We start from the raw sequence: 11,899 nt of genomic DNA, 5'->3' as shown, positions 1-11,899 counted from the left end.
TTGTTAATATCAGAGCGAGTTTCTTCTACAACTGTAAGGTGTTCAATCAGGTTCATTGGTTGCGCCTAGCAATGGGATTGGCGCTATTTGATCATAAATTAGCTAAAAGTGCGATCCCGCCCTGGCTCCCACCCAGAGTAGCTTATTTGTGGTAGGAGCGATTTTACATCGCGAGATTTTTATACCATCGCCGTGTAAAACGGCTCCCATCCAAGTGATTCGCTGATTTGTGGTAGGAGCGATTTTACATCGCGAGATTTTTACAATATCGCCGTGTAAAACGGCTCCCACACGAGTGGTTCGTTTATTTGTGGTAGGAGCGATTTTATATCGCGAGATTTTTACAAGATTGCCTTGCAAAACGGCTCCCACACGAGTGGTTCGCTGATTTGTGGTAGGAGCGATTCTACATCGCGAAATTTTTACACCATCGCCGTGTAAAACGGCTCCCACACGAGTGGTTCGTTTATTTGTGGTAGGAACGATTTTACATCGCGAGCACTTTTACAAAATCGCTGTGTAAAACGGCTCCCACCCAAGTGATTAGCTTATTTGTGGTAGGAGCGATTTTACATCGCGAGATTTTTACAATATCGCGGTGTAAAACGGCTCCCACACAGAGGGTTAGCTTAGTGGTAGGTACTTATTTGTGGTGGGAGCGATTTTATATCGCGAGATTTTTACCCCATCGCCGTGTAAAACGACTCCCACACAGAGGGTTAGCTGATTGGTAGGTGCTTATTTGTGGTGGGAGCGATTTTATATCGCGAGATTTTTACCCCATCGCTGTGTAAAACGGCTCCCACACAGAGGGTTAGCTGATTGGTAGGTGCTTATTTGTGGTGGGAGCGATTTTATATCGCGAGATTTTTACCCCATCGCCGTGTAAAACGGCTCCCACACAGAGGGTTAGCTGATTGGTAGGTACTTATTTGTGGTGGGAGCGATTTTATATCGCGAGATTTTTACCCCATCGCCGTGTAAAACGGCTCCCACACAGAGGGTTAGCTGATTGGTAGGTACTTATTTGTGGTGGGAGCGATTTTATATCGCGATCTTGTTACAAGAATACGATGCTCGGCGGCTCCCGTACGCGTTTAATAGCTTGTCACGCGGTTGATTTCCGTCAGTGATGTCACGCCAGCTGCTGCTTTTTTTAAGCCTGATTTGCGCAAGTTATCAAACCCTGATTTTTCCGCTTGTTCAGCAATTTCCAGTGAATTTCCACCTTCCATGATTAAATGGGAAATTTCAGGGGTGATCTTTACGACCTCATAAATACCCACTCGACCTTTATAGCCGTCGGTGCAGCTGTCACAGCCTTTTGGTGCAAAAAGGGTGATCTCCTTAATTTGATCAGCGCTAAAGCCTTGTCCCAGTAGTGCTTCGTCAGGCAAGGTTTCTGGCGTCTTACATTTAGGACAAAGACGTCTTGCAAGGCGCTGAGCAATGATCAGGCTAACTGAGCTGGCTACGTTATAAGCTGGTACACCCATGTTCAAAAGGCGGGTAAGGGTCTCTGGAGCTGAGTTTGTATGCAGTGTACTTAACACCAAATGACCCGTTTGCGCTGCTTTGATGGAGATCTCTGCGGTTTCAAGATCACGGATCTCACCAACCATCACAATATCAGGATCTTGGCGTAGAAACGCTCTTAGGGCATTGGCAAAAGTCATATCAGCTTTAGGGTTGATCTGAACTTGGTTTATACCTTCAAGGTTTATCTCCACAGGATCTTCCGCGGTACTGATATTTCGCTCTGGTTGGTTAAGAATATTCAAACCGGTGTATAATGATACTGTCTTACCTGAGCCCGTTGGGCCAGTAACCAAAATCATCCCCTGTGGTTGCTCAAGCGCATCCAGATACAGCTTTTTTTGTTCAGGTTCGTAACCTAGTACGTCAATCCCCAACATAGCGCTTGAAGAATCTAAAATACGCATTACGATTTTTTCACCCCACATGGTTGGGAGTGTACTAACACGAAAGTCGATACTTTTACGCTCAGATATTTTAAGTTTAATACGACCGTCTTGAGGCTTTCGCTTCTCTGCAATGTCTAAGTGAGCCATGACCTTGATACGCGCAGCTAGGCGTGTTGCTAATGTATTAGGGGGGCTTGCCATCTCATGTAGCAATCCATCAATACGAAAGCGCACTCGGTATTTCTTTTCATATGGCTCAAAATGTAGATCCGATGCTCCTTTTTTTATGGCATCCATCAATATCTTATTGATGTAAACAATGATTGGCGCATCATCTTTGTCTTCACTGGTATTTTGGGGTTTTGGCTCTTCTTCAACGTCAAGATCCGCAAACTCTTTAAATTCAGCCTCTGAAATCGACAGTCCGCCGGCGGCATCAAACAATTGATCGATTTTGGTCTCGAGCTTTTTATAGTCTGCAACTAACACTTCACATTGTAGCCCAGTGCTAAATTCAAAGTTTTCAAATGCACCAAAATCAGTGGGATCTGACGCTGCAACATACAGTTTTCGACCTTTTTGTACCAGCGGCAAAATATGGTGTTTGCGGATCAATTTTTCTTTGACTAATGTTTGTGGAACTTCACTGACATTAAAATGATCTAGGTTAAAGTAAGGAACTTTAAACAACTCCAAACATTCTTCAGCGAGCTCTTTTGAACTCATTCCTGAGCTGAGGCATATCAATTCAGCAGTGGTGTTAGCCTCTGACTGGCGAGATTTTATTTGCTCGGCAGTGACTCGCCCGAGAGTAATAAACTTACGCAGTAGTGGGGAATGATGTTCCATAGTACCTCTTTGCCTTCACATTCAATGCTTATTCAATATTTATCATTACGCTGAGTGTAGATTAAATTATGTCATTTTGACTACTTACCCGAGGCGCAGTTCTTTATGTGTGCCGCTTCTGCTGTATTTTTGCTTCAGTTAAAAATGTCTGGTGTAGTGTGTCCAAAGCTTGCAAACTTTCTTCGAGCGGACGGTCGTTGTTTAATATGTAGTCTGCTTTTTTTTGCTTTTCTTGCCGTGGCATCTGCGCTGCAATAATACGCTCGACCTGAGTAGGGTCTACATTATCGCGTTTTGTCGTTCTTTGTATTTGTGTTTCAACCGACGCATCAACGAGTAAAGTGGCATCGCAATAACGTTCTAGACCATTTTCAAATAACAGCGGTGCGGACAAGATAACATAGTCGCTTTGTGCTTCGTTTAGCTGCGTGAGCAGTGTGTTACGTATCAGCGGGTGTAATAGCGCATCGAGCCACTGTTTTTTATGATCATCTGCAAAAATAATCGCTCGTAATTTGGCTCTGTCTAATCCCCCATCTACAAGGAGAATATTGTTACCAAACTCATTAACAATGGCCTGTAGTCCTTGAGAGCCTATTGCCACGACTTCACGGGCAACGATGTCAGCATCAACGACAGTAATCTTTTTTTGTTGTAAATGCTGGGTGATCGCAGTTTTGCCCGCACCAATGCCACCCGTTACCCCTAAAATCCAGTTATTTGTTTTTAGCATTGTTTTTCATCACATGATTAAGTTAACGTACCAATGCTGGAGCTGCTCGCCATACATCAAGGTGATCCAGCCAGCGATGGCCAAGTAAGGGCCAAATGGAATCGGCGTGGCTTTGTCACGACCCTGAACACTCAGTTGTATACTGCCAATAATGGCACCAACTAGGCTAGACATTAAAACGATGGTTAAGATGGCTTCCCACCCCATCAAGGCACCAAAAATAGCGAGCAATTTAAAATCGCCATAGCCCATGCCTTCCTTTCCGGTCAGCAATTTAAATAGCCAGTACACACTCCACAAGCTCAAGTAGCCAACGGCTGCGCCAATAATTGCTGTGCCAGGAGACACTCCCACACCTAAACTGCTGGCAATAAGCACCAACCATAATGTTGGCAAAGTAAGTTGATCTGGTAATAACATTTCATCGATGTCAATAACCGTGAGCGCGACCAACACCCATGTAATAACGATATAAAGGACAGCTTCAAGGCTTGCACCAAAGTGCCAAGCAACCCAAGTTGCTAGTATTGCGGTTACTAATTCAACAAGTGGATAGCGCACAGAGATAGACGCACTGCAATGGTGGCACTTGCCTTTTAATAGTATCCAGCTTAGCAGAGGTATATTTTGCCATGCTTTGACAGGTGCTTTGCAGCTTGGACAATGAGAGTTTGGCTTGACTAAATTAAATGTTTCGGTATCTGTGCTTGGTGGCGTTTTAAGCTCATCAGCAAGTAAAACTCGACACTCTGATTGCCAGTTGTTTTGCATCATTTTGGGTAAACGGAGTATAACCACATTTAAAAAGCTACCGATACAAAGACTAACAACAGCTACTGTCAGTAACCAATACCATAATTGTGTTTGCATCAAGTGAATAATGTCGTGCATAAGTCGTGCGCTTATTTTTATTTAAGTGAAACTTCCGAGTCGCGCTCGGTACCTATTTACTAGACTGTACGTGATGTCTAGATGCGCGGCAGTGTACCACATCAAGTTGAAAATAACGCAACACTGCCAAACGGCCTAAACCACAGAGCCTAGCTGGAAAATAGGTAAGTACATCGCGATAATGAGACCACCAATAAGTACGCCTAATACGACCATAATAAGTGGCTCTAAAAGACTTGAGAGGCCGTCGACGGCATCGTCCACTTCCTGCTCGTAGATATTAGCGACTTTAGCAAGCATACTGTCTAATGATCCAGACTCTTCACCAATAGACACCATTTGCACTACCATATCAGGAAATACTTTGGTGTTGTGCATCGCCCAGTGCATTTGGTTACCGGCATTGACCTCAGCTTTTATTTCTCGAATGGCATTTTTATAAATAATATTTCCTGACGCACCAGCAGCGGAGTCTAGTGCATCACCGAGAGGTACACCTGCGGCGAAGGTGGTTGAAAGGGTGCGTGCATAACGTGCAACGGCTGCTTTTTTTAAAATATCGCCTACAATAGGCAGTTTTAAGATCATGCGATCATTAAAATGTTTAACTGCGCTACTGCGTATGAGCATTTCTTTATAGGTATAACCAAATAAGCCAACACCAATTAAAAATACCCACCAGTATTCTTGCAAAAACTCAGAAAAGCCTATCACCATTAGCGTGAAAGCTGGTAGCTCCGCACCAAACCCATTGAATATATCTTGGAATTGGGGAACAACAAAAATGAGCAAGATGGAGGTGACAATTAGCGCCACTACGATAACTGCAATAGGGTAGAAAAGTGCTTTTTTAATTTTTGATTTTAGCGCTTCGGTTTTTTCTTTATAGAGTGCTACTCGGTCAAAAATTCGGTCTAAGGCACCTGATTGCTCACCAGAGTGGACTAAATCACAATAAAGTTCGTCAAAATATCTTGGATACGCGCGGAGCGCTTTTGCAAGGGGTTGACCGGCTTTGACTTCATCAGCGACATGTCCCATAAGTTTAGATAGGGACTTGTTTTTTGTACCTCGCGCCAACATTTCCAATGTTTGTACTAGGGAAACGCCAGCTGTTAGCATCGTGGCAATTTGTCTGGTGATAGTCGCAATGTCTTGCGAGGTGATTTTTTGTGTACCAGACAAACCAAATAGAGGTTTGGGCTTGCGTTTTACCTTGGAAGGAGTAATGCCTTGCTTTCGTAACTGGGCTTTGACTAGGGCAACGCTTGAACCTGTTATCTCACCTTCTAAGCGCTTACCTCTATTATTTACTCCGACCCAAATAAAGGTGTCTAAAGTATTGCTAGATTCGATAGATTTCTTATTCATGGATTAGAGTGTTTGATTGAAAGGTGAATGGGGAGAATAACCCTCCCCAATACTTAATTAGCAAAGGTTTTTGATGCTTGCTGTTGTACAAGATCCACTTTTTGTGAATACGTACGTTGAAGGTGCAGGATCTGCTGGATCAATTGTTGGTGGAGTTAAAACATATACAAAACCACCAGCTACAGCAGTACCTGTAGCAGTAATCGCACCTGTAGTCGCTGTAATTGTTAGGCTTGCTAAGTTAGTTGTAGCTGTTGGTGCTGCAATACCTAACTCACCAAAAGAGTCACATGCTGTAATGACATTGTTATTTGTTTGCAAACACTCAGTCATTGTAGTTCTTACTGATGCACCAGCGGTAACTACTTCAGTAAAGCGAGCTTTAACAGTGTAATCTTGATAAGCAGGCAGTGCCACTGCTGCAAGAATACCTACGATTGCAACTACAATCATTAGTTCGATTAGGGTAAAACCACCCTGTTGTTTTTGAGTCATGATGTGTCTCCTAAATTTTAAGTGACTTAACGTTACGATGTTTACGTTAAGCGTTTATTAAAACCTTTGCAATAATCACCAATCTATTCTATCAACAAACTGGCTGGTGCTTTATCTTACATACCAGAAGGTGGTGTTTAGCATTTGCTATTGATTTCACCTAACTCAATATATCTTCTTGAGATTTATCTGGTATGCCTGTGAGCCGTCCCTAATCTTTTATGAGTGTAGCACTTAATTAGTTCTCGCGTTCACAATTAACAAATACTTTAATAGTAAACGTTGAGCGCAGCAATCAAATTTTAATAATAAATTATTGATTCTTTTGCGGTAGCGCAAACTTTCCTAATATAGGTTCAAAAAAGAGATGGAACTAACCGTTACTGAACTTTAAGAACTTGTTACACTCTAATTCTTTTGTCGTATTTAACGGGTTTTCAGTAAGTTTGTCAATGAAATAGACAAGTTTCTCTATTACGCAGGATTACAGATAAACAGACGATTTAGGGCGTTAAAAACGCCCATAAAGATAACAATGATTATTCAAATCGCATTGACAGATCAATACTTTGCACGTGTTTGGTCAATGCGCCACTGGAGATAAAATCAACACCGGCTTGTGCGTAGGTTGTGAGCGTCTCTATTGTCATGTTACCAGACACTTCCAGTTTTGCTTTGCCTTGAGTAACCTCTACCGCTTGGATAATTTCATCCACGCTGAAATTATCCAACATAATAATATCGCTGCCAGCATCTAAGGCTTGTTGTAGTTCGTTTAGATTTTCTACTTCAACTTCTACCGGCTTGTCTGGGTGGTTGTTACGCGCCGTTGCAACAGCGATGGCGATGCTGCCGCACGCTGCGATATGGTTTTCTTTGATAAGATACGCATCAAATAGACCAATGCGATGATTTTCACCACCACCGCACTTAACTGCATATTTTTGCAATGCTCTTAATCCAGGAATGGTTTTACGTGTATCTAATAACTTGGTTTGCGTGCCAGCTAACACCGCAACATAGTTTGCAGTGGTGGTTGCAGTACCCGACAAAGTTTGGACAAAATTCAGCGCGGTGCGCTCAGCCGTTAAAATAGCTCGAGCGGAACCTGTGGCTGTGAATAAGCGAGTGTTGGCAACAACGAAGTCACCGTCGTTGACTAGCACTTCAACAGCGACACTTGGGTCGACTTGCTTGAAGACTTCTTCAATGATTGCTTTACCTACAAACACACAGTCTTCTCTGGTGATCACATAAGCATGAGCGTGTTGCGACTGAGGGATTAGGGCTGCGGTAATATCGCCATCATTTGGAGTTTGGTAGTTGAGATCTTCATCTAGTGCCATCGTTACCAACTGGCGGATCAGGTTTTGGTCAATCATAGAGTTGTCTTTTTGTTGTTTGCTGCAATAGTCGAATTTTACGCGCCTTTGCAAAGGAGTACAATTGATGGAGGCAATTTCATCGCACAGCATAAAGATATACCGGCAGATAAAAAGAATGTAATAACGTGGCTAAAATTTGCGCCTACCTTTTGTCTTATTTTGTCTTTATAATCGACGCTAACCCAAAGCATGGAATTAAAACTTTGAATTGGCTACCTTTTGCAGAACGAACGGCATCACCTCACTATAATGAACGCCCCGTTGGGTGTGAGGTTGATTTGTTGGTCATTCACAATATCTCGTTACCTGCGGGGTGTTTTGGCACGCCTTATATCGACGCACTTTTTATGGGCAAACTTGATTGTCATGCTCATCCAACATTTGCTGATCTCAAAGGGCTTGAAGTGTCGGCGCACTGTGTGATCAAACGCGATGGCAGCATCACCCAATATGTCTCATTTAGTGAGCGAGCATGGCACGCTGGTGTGTCCCAGTGGCAGGGAAAAGCAGGGTGCAATGATTTTGCTATCGGGATTGAATTAGAGGGGACAGACACCATCGCCTACACTCAAGCGCAATACATGAGTTTAGTAAAAACAACGCGTTGGCTTCAGCATTACTATCCAAAGATCACAAATGATCGTATTGTGGGACATAACGATATTGCACCCGGGCGTAAAACAGATCCCGGCGCTGCTTTTGATTGGCAACACTATTTTTCCTTGTTAAATAACCAAGAGAGTTAAGTAAGCATGATTCTAATTTCTATCATTATTGCGCTTATAATTGAACGACTCGGCGCCCGTGCGCAGCACTGGCAAGCTGACTTTTATCTGCAAAACTATCACAGCAAAACCAAATCATGGACACGTTCAGGCGGTATATTAGGAACACATTTGGGTATTATGATTTGGCTTGTGCTGCCTGCTTTAGCGGTTGCGCTAATTTATAACTTTAGCGACTTTGCGGTTTGGCAGTTTGCAGTCAATATTTGTATTTTGCTGATTTGTTTTGGTTGTGCCAAATATCGCAAGCTGTACAAAGGATACTTAAATGCCTTAACTCGAGGTGATAACGAGGCGGCATCACTGTATGCGTGGCAGATGGGGCAAGATAAACTGGAAGATGAGCCTGGCGGCGAGACTTTTGGACAGACCCTTTCTTGGATTAACTTTCAACACTATTGTGGCGTGATATTTTGGTTCGTGGCACTTGGTGCTCCGGGGGCGGTGTTGTATGCGGCAGTTAGGCAGGTTGTACACTGGCAACACGAGCAAGAGGCTCCGCCTATGCAGCATGTATCTGAGCAACTATGTAGGCTGTTTTATTGGCTTAACTGGATACCTGCACGGATCGCCAGTTTTGGTTTTTTGATCATCGGTAATTTCACCAAGGGCACCTCCACTTGGCTAAAGCATGTATTAGATTTCAAAACCACAAATCGAAGGATAATCACAACCACAGCGTTAGCAGCTGAACAGATTGAACAGCAATTTTTAGGGTGTACCTTTGAGGCCAGTTGTATGATGCGTTTGGTTAAACGCAACATTTTATTTTATCTCGTTATTATCGCTATTTTAACTTTGTTTGGCTGGATAGAATAACCTCATTTTATATAACAATTAGAATCGACAAGAGCGGCCGTATGCGCTCGTTGCCACAACGTCATACGGCTAATGCTTAAAGTTGGCTTCTAGCCAGCGTTTTTTCTTTTCTTCCATAGCGTGAATAAGTGGTGCATCAAATCCCATGTTATTGATCACATATTCACTTACATCAACCAAATCACAGACACCTGTAATTGACCACAGCGCTTCTTCTAAGTCCTTGGCTTTATGAATCGCGTAATGACTGACGTAGCGCAATTCATTAGCCAAGTAATCCATATCTGGGCGACCAGTTTTTGATACGTAGAGCTGGTATACGAATAATAGGTCGTTGCGCAATGCTTTTTTAGCGAATAGATATAAGCTATCAAGTGATTCCTCTTGTGCAATGACTTGTGAACTTATCGCCTCATGCTGTGTTTTTTGCTCAGAGTCAAACTTGATAAAAACCAAAAATTTCAGCGGCTTATCCTGCCTAGTTTGCCCTTTTAACAGATCACTTAGCTTTTCTTCGACAAAGCGCTCAGGGAAAATCGCTTTTGCATCTATGGTGTTATCACTGTTATCGCTAAAAGAGTGGAGCAGATGGTGCAAGGATGTCGGGTACAGGCCTTGGCCGATAGCACCAACGATATTGTGCGATGCTTCTTTGTGCAAATATAGTGGAAACTGACATACTGATTTTGTCACCATATTACGTAGTGCTGTTGATAACCCCGGGACTTTTGGCGCCTCGTCACAGGCAACTAATTTGTCTTTGTTGTTGTCTATTAATACTTTAAAGAAGCTCATTGCATTATGGTCAAGCTGACCAATTTTTTGCACCTTTAAGTTGATAATAGTACTGGTTTTATTGACCATCATAACTTCATAGCGCAACTTGGTTAAATTGTGCTGCTTAGTTAGCTTCTGTAGATCCACTAAGTCAAGGTGAATAGAGTCTCCCTTTTTAACGGGGATCGCTTCTTCACACTCCACTTGCAATCCCATAACCGAAAAGTCACGGGTAACACAATTGAATACGCCATGACCATCAATCGTGACAATCGCTGCCGTTTTATAGAGATAGCGGCGATGCGCCCTGAGATTAACATACTCCAATGCAACGACTTCGAGCGAAGGTGGCGTTGATGACTTGCCGTGGCCAAACTTTTTGAGCTGATTGACTAGCGATTTTTCATAATTGAGGTGTAAAAAACGTTCGCTGATTGACGGGGTTGTGACGTCGGTCAATTGCATTAAGTATTTTACATTTTGGATAAACCCTTGCACTCGTGGTGACGGGCGTTTGTTAAGCTTTTCAACGTTTTTCCCCGCGCTCGCAGGCAAGGATAAAGGAATAAAGGCATCTTCATGATGACTTGGCATTAATTGCACTTTAAAGCTTTTAAAACTGTCTTTTTGGCTACCAAAGGCAAAAAACAGATCGTTAAGCTGCGGCAGTTCGGCTAACTCAAAATCAAACGCAGAATAAAAATACATTTTACCTTGGCTTGAGTGAGTGAATACATGGCATACCGCCTCTTTTACCGCACCAGTTAATTCAAGTAGGCGTTGCACTCGCTTTTGGTTGAATACGCTGTATAGTGCTGATTGTTTCTTTTCATCTTCAAAGTAATAATTAAGACCCGCATTATTCTCATTAGTGAGTACCATACTTGGAAACAGATTTTGTTGCTTTTCACTTAGAAAAACAAACAAAGAGCACACTCTTGGCAAATAATACTGCTCATAACCTTTACAGACTACGGCATCTAAGGTGTTATCTAAATTAATTTTGTAGCGACGTTTGTTACCATGAATAAAGCTGTTTAAAAAGTCATCGAATCCTTGGTTTTTTTCGATAAACGTTCTTTTTAAACGCACTTGGTTATATTCTATGGTGCCAGGCTCAACAGCGACCACCTCATACTGGATCCCTTCTTTTAAACCAAGTTCAAAATCTTGTTCAAGGCCAACCAAACGTATTGAGATAATTTGACCAGGGTCAACTTGCTGATTGGTCGGTAATTTTATTTTTGCACCACTTAATGAAATATCTGAAGTTGTGGCTGAAATCTTAGGTTGGTTTTGTGCTAACTCAACCGTAATTTTAATGGAGTAATTCATTCGCTCTTCAGAGCGGCTCTCATAAGAAGCAAACCGAATAAGCTTTGTATAGTTATGGTTTTCAGCGTCTTTTTCTACTTCTTCTTCACGCTCTTTTGCTTGCTTCTGCATCACCTTGTAGTTGTTTTCGGTGCACATCACGGCTTCATAAACAGCTAGGGTATAGCCGCCATGTCTTGCCACTTCCTGCTCAAAAACATCGATAGCAACATCATCCATAAAATGCTGTTTGCCCTCGTATTCATAAGGCTTAACTTGACCTGCAACTTGTCCTCTGAGGTCAATAAATCTAGCCACGGGCTGAGACAACCTAGACATTTCCATTTTCAGTAGAAATTGATCTGGCTTGGATAGCTCCGCAGTGCGTTGCTTAAAAATGCGATCAAAAGCAGGGTCGCCAAGATCCAGCTTTAAATCATCAATTAAGCTCTGATATTTTTGTAATCTATCTTCAGGCATAAATAGTTTTACACGCGCTCGTTTTAATGTGACCTTAGGGTCACCGCCAATATTATGTCAACATTGGCATATTAT

At 42.5% G+C, this 11,899-nt stretch carries 9 protein-coding genes; 2 read left to right on the top strand and 7 right to left on the bottom strand.

All coding sequences use genetic code 11. The features are described from left to right. Positions 1-1,097 precede the first annotated feature (1,097 nt). From pilB to nadC, 6 genes are all read right to left on the bottom strand, one after another. Entirely contained in the window at positions 1,098-2,774 is a 1,677-nt protein-coding gene (gene pilB / locus F9Y84_RS20425) for a type IV-A pilus assembly ATPase PilB (RefSeq protein ID WP_147390217.1), read from the bottom strand. Between the two features lie 103 nt (positions 2,775-2,877). After that, complete coding sequence (gene coaE / locus F9Y84_RS20420) at positions 2,878-3,507, bottom strand: dephospho-CoA kinase (RefSeq protein ID WP_147390218.1); 630 nt, start codon at positions 3,505-3,507, stop codon at positions 2,878-2,880. Positions 3,508-3,516: 9 nt separating this feature from the next. After that, positions 3,517-4,398, bottom strand: coding sequence for a prepilin peptidase (locus F9Y84_RS20415; RefSeq protein ID WP_147390219.1), 882 nt, complete (start codon positions 4,396-4,398; stop codon positions 3,517-3,519). A gap of 135 nt (positions 4,399-4,533) precedes the next feature. Further along, positions 4,534-5,769 carry a type II secretion system F family protein gene (locus tag F9Y84_RS20410; protein ID WP_128732189.1) on the bottom strand — a complete coding sequence of 412 codons (1,236 nt, stop codon included), beginning with the start codon at positions 5,767-5,769 and terminating at the stop codon, positions 4,534-4,536. 57 nt (positions 5,770-5,826) lie between these two features. Continuing rightward, a complete protein-coding gene (locus F9Y84_RS20405) occupies positions 5,827-6,264 on the bottom strand; it encodes a pilin (RefSeq protein WP_147390220.1) in 438 nt (145 codons plus the stop codon). A 539-nt stretch (positions 6,265-6,803) separates the two neighbouring features. Continuing rightward, on the bottom strand, positions 6,804-7,646 hold the full coding sequence (gene nadC, locus F9Y84_RS20400) for a carboxylating nicotinate-nucleotide diphosphorylase (protein WP_147390221.1): 843 nt from the start codon (positions 7,644-7,646) through the stop codon (positions 6,804-6,806). Positions 7,647-7,852: 206 nt separating this feature from the next. Between nadC and ampD the strand changes: the two genes are divergently transcribed. Then, positions 7,853-8,395: a 1,6-anhydro-N-acetylmuramyl-L-alanine amidase AmpD gene (gene ampD, locus F9Y84_RS20395; RefSeq protein ID WP_147390222.1), complete on the top strand. Its 543-nt coding sequence runs from the start codon at positions 7,853-7,855 to the stop codon at positions 8,393-8,395. Positions 8,396-8,401: 6 nt separating this feature from the next. Further along, complete coding sequence (gene ampE / locus F9Y84_RS20390; protein ID WP_147390223.1) at positions 8,402-9,253, top strand: beta-lactamase regulator AmpE; 852 nt, start codon at positions 8,402-8,404, stop codon at positions 9,251-9,253. A gap of 69 nt (positions 9,254-9,322) precedes the next feature. Here the strand turns inward: ampE and F9Y84_RS20385 are convergent, their stop codons facing one another. After that, a complete protein-coding gene (locus F9Y84_RS20385) occupies positions 9,323-11,824 on the bottom strand; it encodes a PilZ domain-containing protein (protein ID WP_147390224.1) in 2,502 nt (833 codons plus the stop codon). Between the last annotated feature and the right edge of the window lie 75 nt (positions 11,825-11,899).

It is taken from the genome of Pseudoalteromonas peptidolytica (assembly GCF_012641745.1).
GTDB lineage: Bacteria > Pseudomonadota > Gammaproteobacteria > Enterobacterales > Alteromonadaceae > Pseudoalteromonas > Pseudoalteromonas peptidolytica.
Note: the sequence above shows the minus strand (reverse complement) of the source record. Positions and strands in the feature narration are given on the sequence as shown.

Excerpts from the sequence above, each read along its gene's own strand:
- pilB (WP_147390217.1), bottom strand. The coding sequence starts at position 2,774 with ATGGAACATCATTCCCCACTACTGCGTAAGTTTATTACTCTCGGGCGA.
- coaE (WP_147390218.1), bottom strand. The coding sequence starts at position 3,507 with ATGCTAAAAACAAATAACTGGATTTTAGGGGTAACGGGTGGCATTGGT.
- F9Y84_RS20415 (WP_147390219.1), bottom strand. The coding sequence starts at position 4,398 with ATGCACGACATTATTCACTTGATGCAAACACAATTATGGTATTGGTTA.
- F9Y84_RS20410 (WP_128732189.1), bottom strand. The coding sequence starts at position 5,769 with ATGAATAAGAAATCTATCGAATCTAGCAATACTTTAGACACCTTTATT.
- F9Y84_RS20405 (WP_147390220.1), bottom strand. The coding sequence starts at position 6,264 with ATGACTCAAAAACAACAGGGTGGTTTTACCCTAATCGAACTAATGATT.
- nadC (WP_147390221.1), bottom strand. The coding sequence starts at position 7,646 with ATGATTGACCAAAACCTGATCCGCCAGTTGGTAACGATGGCACTAGAT.
- ampE (WP_147390223.1), top strand. The coding sequence starts at position 8,402 with ATGATTCTAATTTCTATCATTATTGCGCTTATAATTGAACGACTCGGC.
- F9Y84_RS20385 (WP_147390224.1), bottom strand. The coding sequence starts at position 11,824 with ATGCCTGAAGATAGATTACAAAAATATCAGAGCTTAATTGATGATTTA.